We start from the raw sequence: 15,684 nt of genomic DNA on the forward strand, positions 1-15,684 counted from the left end.
CTGAATCGTACTAGCTAAATATGCTTATGAAGCCACCTGATTTCTAAATCCTGTAATTTCATCACGAACCTGACGCCATTCTTCGCCAAGATCTAAAACGTCATCAATCTGAATCTGAGGAATACGACCGCGCATGCGTTGCAGACGTTCCTGATTCGGCAATGGTAAATCTACAATTCCCTCAAGGGCCAGGCATTGTGCTGCCCGGTCATTACAGACCAGCCCCATATCACAACCTGCCTTCAGCGCTGCCTGAATACGGGCATCAGCGCCACCTGCGACACAGGCAGCTTGCATACTCAAATCATCCGAGAACAATACACCGTTAAAACCAAGTTCCTGACGTAAGATTTTCTGAATCCAGAATTCTGAAAAACCGGCTGGATTGGGATCAACCTGACTGTAGATCACATGCGCTGGCATCAAGGCATCCAGTTGTGGCTGTAGCTGAATAAAGGTCTGCATGTCTTTTTGCTGGATTTCTTCATAGCTGCGTGGATCTACAGCCGCTGCCACATGAGAATCGGCTTTTACAGAACCATGACCCGGGAAGTGTTTACCGGTCGATGCCATGCCAGCACGTTTCATACCTTTCAGGAAAGCGCTTGCCAGTGGAATGATGTCCTGAATATTTGTGGCAAAACTACGGTCACCAATAACATCGCTGATATCATTCAGATCCAGCACAGGAGCAAAGCTAAAATCAATGCCGACTGCCAGCACTTCAATCGCCATTAACCAGCCACATTTCTCTGACAATTCTAACGCACGTTCAGGTTTACTTTGGTAAAGTTCTCCAAAATGACCCATGGCCGGGAGTAGAGTAAAGCCCTGTTTCAAGCGCTGAACGCGACCACCTTCCTGATCGACTGCAATCAGAATATCCGGGCGAATCTGACGCATATGATCTGTCAGGGCGCGAACCTGTGCAGGTGATTCAATATTACGGCCAAACAGAATGACCCCGCCAACCTGCGGAGCCTGTAGCAGTTCAATATCTTCCTGGGTAAGGTGAGTGCCAGCGATGTCGAGCATCAATGCGCCAATCATATGCGGTGTCCATATTAGAATTTTTCAGCGAAAACAATACCTGATTTCTGCAATCTTTTGCTACACTTTGACTGCACAGAATATGATAAAACTACACAACATAAACTTATTAAGTTGTTTAAGATCCCGGATACGTTTATTTCAGATCGGAAAACGACACGGTTAAATTGGTCAAAAGGCCAAGGAAGTACGAATTATTTATGAAACTTCAAACAGTAGCTTGCGCAGTTGCAGTTGCGACAGGCGGATTCTTTTTTACCCATGTGGTGAGCGACGCGATTGCTGCTGAAAAATCAGAAGTCGTAAGCAAAGCCCTTCAACCATCTCAAGAACAAGCGCTCGTATCTAGACAGCTGGCTACTTTAGTGGATCGTCAGCACTATTTGAATATGCGTCTGGATGCTCAAACCTCACAGCGCATTTTTGATTTTTATATTGATAGCCTGGATCCGGAGCATAGCCTGTTCCTGGCACCTGAAATTGATAACTATAAAAAACGTTATGGTGCCAATTTTGGTGCCAACTTGAAATCAGGCAATCTGGCTGGTCCATTTGAGATTCATGCACACTATAGTGAACGCCTCAAGCAGTTCTATACCTTTATGCTGGATGAACTGAAAAAGCCTCAAAACCTGAATCAAAGTAATGTTTATATTGAGACTGACCGTGAGAAAGCCCCATTCTTCAAGACACCTGAAGAACAACGCGCTTACTGGTCAAAAATGCTGGTTTCTCAGCTGATTAATCTGACCATCAGTAAAGAAGAAGAGCAGGCCAAACAAAAAGCATTAAAAGACAACCCAGAACTGGCCAATGGTCAGGATCTGAGTGGTCCAGAGGATTTGACACCGGCACAGACCTTAACCAAGCGTTATACCCGTCAGCTTGAACGTTTAAGTCGCATCAAGAGCGATGATGTGCTGGATAAAACGCTGAATGCCATGATGCTGACCTATGATCCACATAGCAATTATTTCCCGCCTGTGGATGCGATGGAGCTGAACCGCCAAACGACTTTACAGCTTGAAGGTGTGGGTGTTTCAATTCGCCCAGAACGTGGCAATGAAGACTACACCAAGATTGAAACTATTGTGGAAGGTGGTCCGGCGAGTAAATCAGGTCAGGTGAAATCCGGTGACCGTATTATTGGGGTCGCTCAGGATGGCGGACCAATGGTCGATGTAATTGGTTGGCCGAGTAATGAAATTGTCGGTCTGATTCGTGGTAAACGTGGTACTAAAGTTACTTTGAAATTGCTGGGCGCTGGTGCAACACTGGGACAAGCGCGTAATGTCACCATTACCCGTGATGTGATCCAGGAAGAAGATGCTGGCGTACGTACCCGTGTGGTCGAGATTCAACGAGATGGTAAAAAGTATCAATATGGTGTGATAGAAATTCCATCTTTCTACTTAAACTATCGTGCACGACGTGCGGGTACAGATTATCGTTCTGTATCTGAAGATACCAACAATGCCCTGAAAGAACTTTCAGCCAAGAATGTGGAAGGGATTATTGTTGATTTGCGCAATAATCCAGGTGGTTCATTAGAAGAAGTTGCACGTATGCTGGGGCAAGTGATCAAGTCTGGTCCAGTAGTACAGATTCGTGATGGCAATGGCAATGTCAGTGTCTTTGAAGATGATGATGGCGGTGCACAGACCTATGCTGGTCCACTGGCGGTCATGGTCAACCTCGCTTCTGCATCGGCAAGTGAAATCTACTCTGCTGCAATTCAGGATTATGAACGTGGTATTGTCATTGGTAGCACCACGACAGGTAAAGGTACTGCACAAGTACAGCTGGATACCTTGGCACATGGACAGGCTACACTGACGCAACGTAAGTTCTATCGTATCACTGGTGGTAGTACCCAGAACAAGGGTGTGGTCCCCGATATCAAACTGGTCGATATTTACAATGAAGAGTTTGGTGAGCGTAAGGCTAAAAATGCCTTGCAGTGGGATACCATTCCGACGGCACCCTTTAAACGTGAAGGTGAAGTACAGAAATATGTACCTGATCTGATCAAGAGCTCACAGGTTCGTGTCAATCTGGATCCACAATTCAAGTATCTTGAGCAACGTACAGCGATTGCCAAGAAAACTGACGAGAAAAAGCGTCTAGTATTGGATCTGAATCAGCGTAAAGCGGAATTGCTGGAACTTGAACGTAAGACCTTGGAATCTGAAAATGCACGTCGTGCAGCAACGGGTCAGAAACCTTATCCAAACTGGGAAAGCTATCAGGCCTCAATGGATGCATTGATTGAAGCACGTGCCAAGATGAAAGCTAAAGATCGTCCGCAGCTCCCTGAAGAGGAAGTATTTGTTGTAGAAGCTGCCAATGTTTTGCATGACTATGCCCGTTTACAAGGAAAAGCGAAATAGTTATTCAGAATTGAAGAATTTAATTTGACTAACAGCCTGCATATGCAGGCTGTTTTTCTATTTTTTGTTGAAAAATAGTAAACAAGATAAAAGTTGATAAGTGTTAAAAATGCTATCTGTTTTGTTGAAATTCATAATGTTGTGATCTAGATCTGCTAAATTCTAGTCAATGAATGAATTTAACCATTTGCTAAAACTTGAAACACTTTTAATATATGTCACATATTTCTTATTTTTGTCAGATTTGGATTTAAGTCAGTAAAATTATAGTTTTTGTTGTGCTTTAAATATTGCGGTTCAAGTATCGATAAATTAAAAAATTTTTATGGGTCAAATATGACCAAGGGTGTATGGGTTGAGCAATGTTCTTGGGTGCCCTCGAGTTAGGCAGGTAAAGATGCAATGTGGGCTTAAGCAGTTCGGGAAAGCAAGCTTCTACAGGACTCTTATATGATTCATGTTCATTATGACATTAATCTGGTTATAGGCTCGCTCATTGTAGCTTTGGTGGTTTGTTTTCTCGCCATTTCAATTGAACAGCTGTTATTTGATAAAGCTCCTCCCAAATATGAAAAGCTGATTCTGGTTACAAGTGGTGCGATTTTAGGATTCTCTATCTGGTGTATGCACTTTGTCGGCATGACCGCCAGTCATTTGCCAGACAATACCTATTTTGATTCCGGACTGACTGTTACCTCTTACATTATTGCTTTTATCGCCTCGACCTTTGCCATATGGCTGACGACACGACAAACCCTACCTTTTCCTCGTCTGGTACTCGGCGCGGTATTAATGGGGCTGGGAATTTCCGGCATGCACTACACCGGCATGATGAGTATGGTGGTGCAGGGTTATGTGATCCGCTATGATCCGGTACTGGTGATCTGTTCGGTACTCATTGCGATTAGCGGGGCTGGTTTAGGCTTCTGGATGCTGTTTAAGAATCGCAGTATTGCTCGCCGTAGCTTCTGGCTGAAAGCCGGTGTGGCATTGATGCTAACTTTCTCCATTGTTGGGATGCACTATACCGGGATGGCAGCGACCAGTTTTCATTCCATAGTGGGTGAAGGCTTGGCCGAAATGTCCACGCTTGAGCGCGAATTACTGATTACTGTAGTTTTCATTACCTGTCTGGTTCTTGTTGCCGGTTTCTGTGTAGCCATGCTGGAACAGCGTCTTGAGCATCGCAATCGTCAACTGGCTGAGGCCAATAAAGAGCTGGCCAATCTGGCTGTGCAGGATAATCTAACCAAGTTACCCAATCGTTTTTATCTGGCAGAGTATTCTCACTTTCTGTTTAATGATCATCATTACCGTAATGCACAGTTTGCCTTTCTGTATATTGATCTTGACCGCTTCAAAGCAGTAAATGATGTCTTTGGACATCATGTGGGGGACCAGCTCCTGATCCAGCTGGCTAACCGGATTCATAGTTTACTCAATGAGCACTCGAGATTGCTGCGAATTGGGGGTGACGAATTCTTGTTGATTCTAGAAAATGCAGAACCGCAACAGGCCGCTGAAGTCGCTGAAAAAATTTTAAGCATGATTCAGGAAAGCTTTACGATTGCTGGCAAGGTGATTAATGTTTCAGGGAGTATTGGTATTTCAATGTACCCGGAACATGGTCAAAATGTTCAGGATCTTCTGATCAATGCCGATTCAGCCATGCTGACTTCCAAAAATCAGGGGCGTAATACCTATTCATTGTTCAATTTCAGTAATGATGAAAAGGAATCCAGAAGTCAGAGCAAGCTGATTAATGACCTGTATAAAGCGGTCGAAGAACACCAGTTTGAGCTGTATTACCAGCCTAAATATCGTACCGAAGATTTGCAGATTTGTGGGGTTGAAGCCTTGATCCGCTGGCGGCACCCGGCACTGGGCTTGTTATCACCAGTAATGTTTATCCGGGGGGCGGAAAAAACCGGCCTGATTATTCAGATGGGGTATTGGGCACTGGAGCAGGCCTGTAAACAGATTCATCAATGGGAAACGGAAGGAACGAATTTCTTCCCGATTGCTGTTAATTTGTCTGCTGTGCAGTTTGAACATAAGAACCTATTTAAAAATCTGGAAGAGCTGTTAGCACGTTACCAGATTAATCCGAATCACTTGATGATTGAGATTACTGAATCTACAGCCATGCATCATATTGATAGCAGTGTGCGTACCCTGGAATGCTTGCGTGATATGGGGATTCAGCTAGCAATTGATGACTTTGGTACAGGACATTCCAGTTTCTTGTATCTGAAGAACCTGCCAGTGAATGAGCTGAAAATCGATAAAGAATTTATTGCAGACCTGACCGCAGGTTCCAAGGAAGAGATGATTCTGGAAAGTATTATCCATCTTGCAATTAAGCTGGGTTTGCAGGTTACTGCTGAAGGGGTAGAAACTCAGTTACAGGCAGACATCCTAACCCGTTTGGGTTGCCAGCAGTTACAAGGATTCCTATTCAGTAGACCAGTTAGTGTGAAGGATTTACCCGAAGCCGCTATCGTTTCTTAATCTGTTTAATTTTATCAATCAGCCCCTCAATTCAGGAGCTACTTAATTTGAATAGCGAGCATTTCAGCTTTTGCACATTCAATCTGATGGGCAGACAGAGAAAGTACAATCTGGATTTTTCGGCCTTCAATTTTCAGTAATCGACCCGTCAACACCAATTCAGTATTCACAGGTACCGGTCGAATAAACTGAATATTCAGACTACCAGTGACACATCGAATTAAGGCTTCACCACCGTCAAAGGCGATGCCAGCTGCATGGCTTTTAAATGCTGCCGCAGAGGCGGTCCCATGACAGTCTAGAAGAGATGCAATCAAGCCACCATACAGATGATCGGGTACACCGCCGGTATAATGAGAGGCGGGGCAAATATGTGCAATAGTCTGTACAAAAGGGACATCCCAATAACTTTTCAGTTGATGACCATGTGGATTGTCACGTCCACAGCCATAACAGTGGGTGTAGGGTTCAGCATACAGATCCTGAAAGGCAATCCTTGTCATTTTTTATCCTTATTTAAATGTGATCAGTCGCTTCAATAAATTTATAAAGGCTAAATGATCTCTTAAAATATAAATCTATTTAAATAGGTTTCACCATGAGATAAAAGTCGATATTTCTCCCGAAATTTCAACCTGAAGACGGTATTCTTCTAAAAAACTGTCCATTCTATAAAGGAAAAGTGCAGGAGAGGGTGGGCATTGAGGAATGAGTACTGCATTTAGAAATTCTGCTACAATATCGTCAATTTTTCATATTGATCGTGCTTGATCTTTTGCACTGCGGATCTGCAGTAGGTATTTTCCATGAGTTTTAAACAAGAGTTAGCGGCGCAGGTCGCTCAGCGACGTACTTTCGCGATTATTTCCCACCCCGATGCCGGTAAAACGACCATGACAGAAAAACTGCTGTTATGGGGGCAGGCAATCCAGGTTGCCGGTATGGTAAAAAGCCGTAAGTCTGACCGTGCGGCGACTTCGGACTGGATGGAAATGGAAAAGGAACGTGGTATTTCGATCACGACCTCGGTCATGCAGTTCCCGTTTAAAGACAAGATGATCAACCTGCTTGATACCCCGGGGCATGAAGACTTCTCGGAAGATACCTACCGTACCCTGACTGCTGTGGACTCGGCGCTGATGGTAATTGATGGTGCAAAAGGTGTCGAGGACCGTACCATTAAATTGATGGAAGTGTGTCGTATGCGCGATACACCAATTATCTCTTTCGTCAACAAAATGGACCGTGAAATCCGTGAGCCGCTTGAGCTTCTGGACGAGATCGAAAACGTCCTGAAAATTAAATGTGTGCCAATCACCTGGCCGCTGGGTACTGGTCGTGACTTCGCTGGCGTATACAATCTGATTGAAGAAAAATTCTATGTCTATAAGGCGGGTTTCGGTTCAGTGATTACTGACATCGAAGTACGGGATGGTTATGACCATACAGACCTGCGTGAAAAAGTAGGTGAGCTGGCATGGGCAGCATTTGAAGAATCTCTTGAACTGGTTCAAATGGCCAATGAGCCATTAGACCGTGAAGAATTCCTGGCAGGTCGCCAAACACCAGTGTTGTTCGGTACGGCATTGGGTAACTTTGGTGTAGACCATGTCCTGAATGCATTTAGTGAATATGCACCAGAGCCGAAAGCGCATCCAACACAAAACCGTAAAGTTGAAGCAACTGAAGAAGGTTTTAGTGGTTTCGTCTTCAAGATCCAGGCCAATATGGATCCGAAACACCGTGACCGTATTGCCTTCATGCGGATCTGTTCAGGTAAGTATGAAAAAGGCCTGAAAATGAAGCATGTGCGTCTGGGTAAAGATGTACGTATTAGTGATGCATTGACCTTCCTGGCGGGTGACCGTCAGCATCTGGAAGAAGCATGGCCAGGCGATATTATTGGCCTGCATAACCACGGCACTATTCAGATTGGTGATACTTTTACTTCAGGTGAAGATCTGCAGTTCACAGGTATTCCACACTTTGCGCCGGAAATGTTCCGCCGTGTACGTCTGAAAGATCCATTGAAATCTAAGCAGTTACAAAAAGGTCTTAAAGAGCTTTCTGAAGAAGGCGCAACCCAGGTCTTCATGCCGCAACATAATAATGACCTGATCGTTGGTGCGGTGGGTGTGCTGCAATTTGAAGTGGTGGCGTATCGTCTGAAAGAAGAATACAAAGTAGACTGCGTGTACGAGCCAGTGAGTATTAATACTGTGCGTTGGGTTTCTTGTGATGATGAAAAGAAATTTAATGAATTCAAGAAAAAAGCCCATGACCAGTTGTCTGTGGATGGTGGCGGTCATCTGACTTATCTGGCACCAAGCCGTGTCAATTTGCAACTGATGCAGGAACGTTACCCTGACATCGTGTTCCGTAATACCCGTGAACACTAAGTAATAAAATGATTTAAAAATAAAACAGCTTCTCAGGAAGCTGTTTTATTTTGTGCTACATTCACTTATCTTTTCAAATCTGCTTGGAATATGAAACTTAGCAATGCAGTCATGCTGAGTTCAGCAATCAGTTTAGGACTATTGCTGGGCGCCTGCGATCAAAAAAAATCAGAACCAGAAACAAAAACTCAGGATAGGGTAGTCGAAATTGAGCAAGTAGAAAAGGCAGATGTATTGCCTTATCTGAATATTCAGGAACAGCTGGCCAAGATTGCACTCCCATTTTGTGAAACCAAAAACTGTATCGAACTCGATATTCAGACTCTGGATACGGTAGATCCATGGCTGAACCAGTGGATGGAACGTAAACAGGCACTGGTGATTCAGGATCAGATTCGGGATAAAGATCAGCAGCAGGACATGAGCTTACAGCAGGCCGTCAATGCCTATGTAAAAAAGTCAGATGCTTGGCAGGAACAGATTAAAATCAACAAAGCCTATCAACTCTCCATGTATACCCGCATCCCTTATCAGCATAATCAGTATGTGCTAATGCAGATTGGGGTGGATACAGAGCAGGAAAATGTTACGGTGAAGGAACGCTATTATTTTTATGTGGCAGACCGCCGCAGTCAAAAAAATCTGACGGCCTTAGAAATTATTGATCCACAAAAACGGGTCACGATGGACAAGATCGTGCAAGATGCTTATGTAAAATGGCTAAAAGAAAATAGTAAAGAAGTCCGACAATCTGCCCCGAAAAAATTGTATTGGGGGCAAGCTGACTGGTTCTTTGATCAGGAGGGGATTGGGCTGCATTATCGTGGTGGGGAAATTGTCAAGGATGCTAAACAACTTGATATTTATCTTAGTCAAGAACAAACACAACAGGTCTTGAAAGCTGAAGTGTATCAGCATATGTTTTAGGATTGATGCCCGAGAACGGGTGGAATGTGATGTAACACAAAAGGGTATTGAATGCCAAAATATAACAAGATATTCGGCCTGTCTGTACTGGCGACAGCGATTCTGTTGACTGCCTGTCAACCTCGAGAAAAGGAAGCCAAAGAGGTTAATCCACCGGAAGTCACTCAGGCAGAGCCTGAAATCGTCCAGCTCAAGGGTGAAACCGAAAAGCTTAACCTGGATCTCCCGGAATGTGATGGTAAAAGCTGTCCTGAAATCACCATTGAACGTCTGAACAGTAATCAGCGTTTTATTGATGAATTTATTGATCAACAGATTTTAACCCGACTGAAGGGTATGCTTGATGTTGATGCGATTACGTCAGCGAAAGTACAAGCTGCCAGTGAGCCAACACCTGTTCAATCCGCAGCTTCAGAGGCAGCTGTAACTCAACCCCAGCTCAGTGCACGTCAGCAGCTGGAAAAGCAGACTATTCCTTATATGCAGACTTTCCTGAATCTGGACAAGGAGCTGAAAGCACTCAGTGCCAATCACAGTATTAGCCTGATGATCAAGCCGAAGATCCTGAATCCTGGAAATCCGCTGGCAACAGTAGTATTAAATAGTACACATTATCTGGGTGGGGCACATGGTTCTACTGCACAGAACTATTATAACTTTGACCTGGACAGTAAAAAGCTGGTCAAACTGGAGGATATTGTCCTGCCAAAACAAAAGGCTCAGCTGGAAGCTAAAGCGCATGAAGCCTTTAAAACCTGGGTAATTGATTCAGAGCTGGCAACTGATGTTGCAGAATACGAGCAGGCCTGGAAATTCAAGTTAACGGATAATTTCTTCCTGACCAAACAAGGTCTGGCACTGCAATATGCAGAATATGAAATTGGACCTTATGTGGTCGGCTTGCCGCGTTTAAATATTCCTTATAGTGATTTACAGGGAATCTTAGAACCAGAGTATCTGCCGAAAACTGAACAGGCTGCTTCAGAAGCCCAAGTTGCAAAATGAGCCTAAAACTGTTTGATACGCATACCCACTTCGATGTTCCTGATTTTGAGCATGATCGGGAACAGTTAGCTTATGTCGCTAAAAAGGCAGGCGTGGAAGGGCTAATCCTGATCGGTTTTTTACAGCAGCGTTTTCAGGACCTGATTCAAACCCAGCATTTTTTAAATGATCTTGCCGATGCACCAAGGAGCTATTTAGCTCCCGGCTTACATCCTTTTTATATCGAGCAACATCAGCAGGATCATTTGCAGGATTTAGAGCAGATCCTGCAAACTGAAGACTGTATTGCCATTGGTGAAATCGGTCTGGATACGTTTCTGAAACAGCATAAGCAAGAAGAAATTTTCCAGAAGCAGAAAGACTTTTTTGCTGCTCAGATTGAACTGGCACAGCAATATGACAAACCGATTTTACTGCATATCCGTAAATCCCATGCAGAAGTACTCAAAATATTGAAAGAGCATCAATTTCAACAAGGCGGTATTGCGCATGCCTTTGGTGGTGGGATTGAAGAAGCCAAGGCTTTTGTCAAACTGGGTTTCAAGATTGGGGTGACAGGACAAATTACCAATCCCAATGCCAGAAAACTGCATCAGGTGGTACAGCAGATGGGCCCGGAACATCTGGTCCTTGAAACCGATTGTCCAGACATGGCGCCCTTATGTTGTCAGCATTCTACTGAACAGCGTACCCGCAATACGCCTGCAAATCTGCCCTATGTGCTGCAAGGACTGGCTAAAAGTTTGCACATGGATCAAGATGAACTGGCAGAACAGCTCTGGAAAAATACCCATCAGGCTTTGCTTCTGGATATCTAATATAAAATCCTTGCATCAGTTGAAAACTGTATTTCAATGTATGATCCAATGAAAAAAGGCGCATTATGCAATTTCTAAAATGCTTTAGACTTGGCATCATGCATATAAATTATTTTGAGTGAGATTCACATGGCACAAGGACTATTGGCGGGTAAGCGCTTCCTGATCGCAGGTATTGCAAGTAAATTATCAATTGCTTTTGGTATTGCTCAAGCATTACACCGTGAAGGTGCAGAACTTGCTTTTACCTATCCAAATGAAAAGCTGAAAAAACGTGTAGATGATTTTGCTGCACAATTCGGTTCTGAATTGGTATTTCCTTGTGATGTGGCGGTAGATGCAGAAATTGACCATACATTTGCAGAACTGGCAAAACACTGGGATGGTCTGGATGGAGTCGTGCATTCAATCGGTTTTGCACCTGCACATACCTTAGACGGTGACTTTACTGATGTGACGGATCGTGAAGGTTTCAAGATTGCACATGACATCAGTGCTTATAGCTTTATCGCGATGGCACGTGCTGCAAAGCCACTTTTAGCTGCACGCCAAGGTTGTCTACTCACTCTGACTTATCAAGGTTCTGAGCGCGTGATGCCGAACTACAACGTGATGGGTCTGGCGAAAGCATCTCTAGAAGCGGGTGTACGTTACCTGGCATCTAGCTTGGGCGCAGACGGTATCCGCGTTAATGCCATCTCAGCTGGTCCAATCCGTACCCTTGCAGCGTCTGGTATTAAATCTTTCCGTAAAATGCTGGATTTGAATGAAAAAGTGGCTCCGCTTAAACGTAATGTCACTATTGAAGATGTTGGTAATGCTGCATTATTCCTGTGCTCACCATGGGCGAATGGCATTACTGGCGAAATCATGTATGTTGATGCCGGTTATAATACGGTTGGCATGAGCGCAGAGCTGATGCTGGATGCAGAATAAGATTTTTAATACTTATTTCAAGCAAAGAAAACCCCTCAATTGAGGGGTTTTTATTTTTTATGCTAATGGACAATGATGTAAATCTGATGACATCAAGTCTAAAAAATAGGATGAAGATAATCTATCTTTTAATACTTTGCCATTAAGATGCTTAAAACAAAAAAACCAGGAAAATAAACATGTTTAAATCACTGTGGATTAGCATCATTTTCATCATAGGCTTAGGTCTGGGAACTTCGGCTATGGCAGTAGAAGAGCACCAGCATTACAGCATGCGTGACCTGGATAAAAATTTGAAAAAATTTAAAGCTGCAGAGGATTCTAAAGAGGCACAAGCAGCATTACAGATCATGCAGCAAACTGTAAAAAGCTACCAGAAACATTTACCATCCAAGCTGCAAAAACTGAAAGCCGAAGATGCACATGTAGTGGCCTATCAGGGATTGCTAAAGGATTTACTAATAGAGATTAAAAAGGCAGAACAGCTGCTTGCTGCTAAGCAGTTGCAGGAAGCCCAAAATTTGTCCGTGAAAATGGATGAGATTAAAAAGCAGGGGCATCAAGCCTTTAAATAACTTATAAACAGACCATAAAAAAGACCGCAATTGCGGTCTTTTTGATTCAGGATCAAACGATTAAGCTTGACCTTCAACAGCAGTAGCTTGCGCACGTTGCATGTTGGCTTCGAATTCAGCATCAAAGTTGATTGGTGTAAGCAATAGCTGTGGGAAGCTGCCTTTAGTGACCAGATCATTCACTGCTTCACGAAGGAATGGGAACAGGATGTTCGGGCAGTACGCACCAAGAATATAAGGCAGACGCTCTTCTTCAACGCTATCAATCAGGAAGATACCTGCTTGAGTGACATCAACGATAAATGCTGTATCACCTTCGTTATTTGCCTGTACTACCACTTTTAAAGCGACTTCAAAGTGAGTTGGATCAATCTTTTCTGCAGAAGAAGAAAGGTTGATGTTCAGCTCGGGTTGCCATTGCTTGGTAAAAACTTGTGCCCCAGGTACTTCAAAAGAAATGTCTTTGGTATAAATACGCTCTAATGCCAATTGTGGTTGAGCTTGTTGTTCTTCACTCATTCTTTAATCCTTAATATGAGGTGATAATTAAAAGGCAATTAAGCCAGTAATTCGTCGAGTTTGCCTTCACGCTCTAAAGCGTAAAGCTGGTCAAAACCGCCGATAAATTGTTCATTAATAAAAATCTGTGGCACGGTACGGTGATTGGTGCGTTGCATCAAATCAAGACGAACCTGCGGATCTTCTTTAGACAGATTGATTTCTTTATATTCTACGCCCTTACGCTCAAGGAGCTGTTTTGCACGGACACAGTATGGACACACAGTCGTTGAATAGATAATGACTTCAGCCATGAATGAATCTCCTGATCGTAAATTATTTACTTTTCACCAGAGGTAAGCCTTGGGCTTTCCAGTTGCTGATGCCGCCATCAAGACGGTAAGCATCTGCATGACCGACCTGTTGTAGCGCAGTACCTGCAACTTGCCCAAGATTACAAATGAACACCAATGGGCGATCTGCTGTTTTTAACTCTTCGACATGTTTGGTAATTTGGCTGTATGGAATATTACGGCTACCGCTGATATGACCTTCACGGAAATCTTTGGCATCACGCAGGTCGATCAGCATGGCATTTTTTGCCTTAACCAAAATTCCCAGCGATTGCGGAGAAATTTTACGACCGTTACGTTGACCTTCGATAATGAAGAACAAAACCACCAATGCTGCAAGTGCACCAAACAAAAAGGGGTGATTCCCCATAAACTCGAACCAACGTTCCACAATTCACCTAATTACAATTTCAAAATTGCCAAGAGTATAGCTCATAAATATGGTGATCAAAATCACCGCTTCAAGGGCTAAAGCTTAAGAATATCAATTTTTTTGTTGAGCTTCCGTGATTTCATCAATTAATCGCAGATAGCTGTCCAAACGACGCGGCAAAATTTCACCTGAATCTGCTGCCTGACGTAAAGCACATTGCTTTTCATGTTTATGCGTGCAGTTACGGAACTGACAGTGCCCTAGCAGATTTTCAATCTCTGGAAAACCGGTTTGTACCTTGTCTAAAGTCAAATGCCACAGGCCAAATTCACGAATCCCCGGAGAGTCAATCAGCGCTGCGCCATCACCAAAGGAAATCAGGCGTGTTGAAGTTGTTGTATGCTGACCCAATGCCGAGTTTTCAGAAATAACATTCGTTTTTTGAGCTGCATCCGGCACGATGGCATTGATCAGGGTGCTTTTGCCTACACCTGATTGCCCCACAAATGCGACTGTTTCATCATTGAGACGCGCAGAAAGTTCAGTCAGATCTCCATCAGACTGGGTCTGCATGACTTCATAACCCAGATTTTCATATTCTTTGAGCAGTTCCAGAATTGGATCATTTTCCTTGAGCAAGTCTGATTTATTCAGGACTAGTAGTGCGGGAATCTCTGCATCGGCACAAGCCACCAGATAACGATCAATCAGGCCTGGCGCTGGCTCAGGCAATGGTGCAAATACAATCACAATCAGGGAAATATTGGCTGCGACCGGTTTAACCTTGTGATAACGGTCAGGTCGGGTCAGCAGTGATTTACGCGGATGAATCGCAGTGATAATTCCCAAGCCAGTATTTGGATCAGCCTGCCATTTGACCCGGTCACCTGTGACCAGCAATTCAAGGTTAGTACGGGTATGACAGCGCCACACGCTGCCCATTTCAATTTCTTTCCAGAAGGGTTCAGGTTCACCTTCAGCCACCACCGGTTTTTCAGGATGCAGTTCAGGAACCGAAAGCGCCTGGACTTCTAGCTGTCGACCATAATGCTGCACGACCAGTCCTTCCAGGTCTTGGGAGGTATCCGCCTCTTCCTGACGCGTTTTGTGCTGTTTTTGAATACGACGTTGTTGTTGTTCAGTTAAACGACGTTTACGTATTAAAGCCATTCAAATCCTAAAAAACCATGGGAGCGAGATGGCAAAAATAGCATGAAGCAGGGTGTCAGTTACAGCATCGACGTAATAAATTTGCTACTATAAATGTTTTATAGCCTAATAAGATTGCACATTTATGAGCAGCACCCCGGATAGCCGCCTGATTTGGATCGACCTGGAAATGACAGGTCTGGATACAGACAATGACCAGATTATTGAAGTTGCAACGATTGTAACCGATGACAATTTAAATATTCTTGCCGAAGGTCCTGTCCTTGCAGTTCATCAGTCGGATCGTGTGCTCAATGCCATGGATGAATGGAATACCCGTCAACATGGACAATCGGGTCTGGTGGAGCGTGTGCGTCGCAGCAAACTTACTGCACAAGATGCTGAACAACAAACCATTGAATTCCTGAAAAAATGGGTCAATCCAAAAGTATCACCCATGTGTGGTAATTCGATCTGTCAGGATCGTCGCTTCTTGCACCGTCTGATGCCAGAACTGGAGCAATATTTCCATTACCGTAACCTGGATGTGTCTTCAGTGAAAGAGTTGGCAAAACGCTGGCGTCCGGAAATCATGAGTGGTCTTAAGAAAAATGCTTCACATCTGGCGATGGATGATATTCGTGATTCAATTGCTGAACTGAAATACTATCGTGAATATTTTTTCATTATGAACAAATAA

15 protein-coding genes are annotated in these 15,684 nt (G+C 43.8%); 9 read left to right on the plus strand and 6 right to left on the minus strand.

Annotated elements, in window-relative coordinates:
- Nucleotides 1-24: 24 nt before the first annotated feature.
- A complete protein-coding gene (gene nagZ / locus B3D47_RS12150) occupies nt 25-1,050 on the minus strand; it encodes a beta-N-acetylhexosaminidase (protein WP_004890126.1) in 1,026 nt (341 codons plus the stop codon).
- Between the two features lie 200 nt (nt 1,051-1,250).
- On the opposite strand from nagZ, the gene B3D47_RS12155 reads away from it, so the two are divergent.
- Together B3D47_RS12155 and B3D47_RS12160 are read left to right on the plus strand one after the other, a co-directional pair.
- Nucleotides 1,251-3,440 (plus strand): carboxy terminal-processing peptidase, encoded by a 2,190-nt coding sequence (locus tag B3D47_RS12155; protein ID WP_076753043.1) that lies wholly within the window; start codon nt 1,251-1,253, stop codon nt 3,438-3,440.
- Between the two features lie 450 nt (nt 3,441-3,890).
- Nucleotides 3,891-5,951, plus strand: a complete 2,061-nt coding sequence (locus tag B3D47_RS12160; RefSeq protein ID WP_286862228.1) for a bifunctional diguanylate cyclase/phosphodiesterase — start codon at nt 3,891-3,893, stop codon at nt 5,949-5,951.
- Between the two features lie 38 nt (nt 5,952-5,989).
- Here the strand turns inward: B3D47_RS12160 and B3D47_RS12165 are convergent, their stop codons facing one another.
- Nucleotides 5,990-6,454, minus strand: a complete 465-nt coding sequence (locus B3D47_RS12165; protein WP_163172159.1) for a PaaI family thioesterase — start codon at nt 6,452-6,454, stop codon at nt 5,990-5,992.
- Between the two features lie 303 nt (nt 6,455-6,757).
- Here B3D47_RS12165 and B3D47_RS12170 point away from each other — a divergent pair, with 303 nt between their 5' ends.
- The 6 genes from B3D47_RS12170 to B3D47_RS12195 all read left to right on the plus strand — a co-directional run bounded on the left by B3D47_RS12170 (nt 6,758) and on the right by B3D47_RS12195 (nt 12,611).
- A complete protein-coding gene (locus tag B3D47_RS12170; RefSeq protein WP_180184574.1) occupies nt 6,758-8,350 on the plus strand; it encodes a peptide chain release factor 3 in 1,593 nt (530 codons plus the stop codon).
- Between the two features lie 90 nt (nt 8,351-8,440).
- On the plus strand, nt 8,441-9,277 hold the full coding sequence (locus B3D47_RS12175) for a hypothetical protein (protein WP_286862231.1): 837 nt from the start codon (nt 8,441-8,443) through the stop codon (nt 9,275-9,277).
- Nucleotides 9,278-9,328: 51 nt separating this feature from the next.
- Nucleotides 9,329-10,282, plus strand: a complete 954-nt coding sequence (locus tag B3D47_RS12180; protein ID WP_286862233.1) for an RsiV family protein — start codon at nt 9,329-9,331, stop codon at nt 10,280-10,282.
- A complete protein-coding gene (locus B3D47_RS12185; RefSeq protein WP_286862235.1) occupies nt 10,279-11,100 on the plus strand; it encodes a TatD family hydrolase in 822 nt (273 codons plus the stop codon). The genes B3D47_RS12180 and B3D47_RS12185 overlap by 4 nt, the downstream gene beginning before the upstream one ends.
- A 129-nt stretch (nt 11,101-11,229) precedes the next feature.
- On the plus strand, nt 11,230-12,036 hold the full coding sequence (locus B3D47_RS12190; RefSeq protein ID WP_163172153.1) for an enoyl-ACP reductase FabI: 807 nt from the start codon (nt 11,230-11,232) through the stop codon (nt 12,034-12,036).
- A 179-nt stretch (nt 12,037-12,215) separates the two neighbouring features.
- The gene (locus tag B3D47_RS12195; protein ID WP_004890041.1) at nt 12,216-12,611 is read left to right on the plus strand and encodes a cytochrome b562; all 396 of its coding nucleotides are present in this window, start codon (nt 12,216-12,218) and stop codon (nt 12,609-12,611) included.
- A 60-nt stretch (nt 12,612-12,671) separates the two neighbouring features.
- Here B3D47_RS12195 and secB read toward each other — a convergent pair whose 3' ends face one another.
- The 4 genes from secB to rsgA form a co-directional block, all read right to left on the minus strand.
- On the minus strand, nt 12,672-13,130 hold the full coding sequence (gene secB / locus B3D47_RS12200; RefSeq protein WP_004813149.1) for a protein-export chaperone SecB: 459 nt from the start codon (nt 13,128-13,130) through the stop codon (nt 12,672-12,674).
- 38 nt (nt 13,131-13,168) lie between these two features.
- On the minus strand, nt 13,169-13,423 hold the full coding sequence (gene grxC / locus B3D47_RS12205) for a glutaredoxin 3 (protein ID WP_004813145.1): 255 nt from the start codon (nt 13,421-13,423) through the stop codon (nt 13,169-13,171).
- Between the two features lie 22 nt (nt 13,424-13,445).
- Nucleotides 13,446-13,853: a rhodanese-like domain-containing protein gene (locus B3D47_RS12210; protein ID WP_004813143.1), complete on the minus strand. Its 408-nt coding sequence runs from the start codon at nt 13,851-13,853 to the stop codon at nt 13,446-13,448.
- Nucleotides 13,854-13,946: 93 nt separating this feature from the next.
- Nucleotides 13,947-15,005: a small ribosomal subunit biogenesis GTPase RsgA gene (rsgA, locus tag B3D47_RS12215; protein ID WP_004813141.1), complete on the minus strand. Its 1,059-nt coding sequence runs from the start codon at nt 15,003-15,005 to the stop codon at nt 13,947-13,949.
- 124 nt (nt 15,006-15,129) lie between these two features.
- Between rsgA and orn the strand changes: the two genes are divergently transcribed.
- Entirely contained in the window at nt 15,130-15,684 is a 555-nt protein-coding gene (gene orn / locus B3D47_RS12220; protein ID WP_004813140.1) for an oligoribonuclease, read from the plus strand.

The sequence above is a fragment of the Acinetobacter sp. UBA3461 genome (genome assembly GCF_002381195.1).
GTDB classification, from domain to species: domain Bacteria; phylum Pseudomonadota; class Gammaproteobacteria; order Pseudomonadales; family Moraxellaceae; genus Acinetobacter; species Acinetobacter schindleri.

Coding starts and splice junctions, on each gene's coding strand:
- nagZ (WP_004890126.1), bottom strand. CDS start 1,050: ATGATTGGCGCATTGATGCTCGACATCGCTGGCACTCACCTTACCCAG.
- B3D47_RS12155 (WP_076753043.1), top strand. CDS start 1,251: ATGAAACTTCAAACAGTAGCTTGCGCAGTTGCAGTTGCGACAGGCGGA.
- B3D47_RS12160 (WP_286862228.1), top strand. CDS start 3,891: ATGATTCATGTTCATTATGACATTAATCTGGTTATAGGCTCGCTCATT.
- B3D47_RS12165 (WP_163172159.1), bottom strand. CDS start 6,454: ATGACAAGGATTGCCTTTCAGGATCTGTATGCTGAACCCTACACCCAC.
- B3D47_RS12170 (WP_180184574.1), top strand. CDS start 6,758: ATGAGTTTTAAACAAGAGTTAGCGGCGCAGGTCGCTCAGCGACGTACT.
- B3D47_RS12175 (WP_286862231.1), top strand. CDS start 8,441: ATGAAACTTAGCAATGCAGTCATGCTGAGTTCAGCAATCAGTTTAGGA.
- B3D47_RS12180 (WP_286862233.1), top strand. CDS start 9,329: ATGCCAAAATATAACAAGATATTCGGCCTGTCTGTACTGGCGACAGCG.
- B3D47_RS12185 (WP_286862235.1), top strand. CDS start 10,279: ATGAGCCTAAAACTGTTTGATACGCATACCCACTTCGATGTTCCTGAT.
- B3D47_RS12190 (WP_163172153.1), top strand. CDS start 11,230: ATGGCACAAGGACTATTGGCGGGTAAGCGCTTCCTGATCGCAGGTATT.
- B3D47_RS12195 (WP_004890041.1), top strand. CDS start 12,216: ATGTTTAAATCACTGTGGATTAGCATCATTTTCATCATAGGCTTAGGT.
- secB (WP_004813149.1), bottom strand. CDS start 13,130: ATGAGTGAAGAACAACAAGCTCAACCACAATTGGCATTAGAGCGTATT.
- grxC (WP_004813145.1), bottom strand. CDS start 13,423: ATGGCTGAAGTCATTATCTATTCAACGACTGTGTGTCCATACTGTGTC.
- rsgA (WP_004813141.1), bottom strand. CDS start 15,005: ATGGCTTTAATACGTAAACGTCGTTTAACTGAACAACAACAACGTCGT.
- orn (WP_004813140.1), top strand. CDS start 15,130: ATGAGCAGCACCCCGGATAGCCGCCTGATTTGGATCGACCTGGAAATG.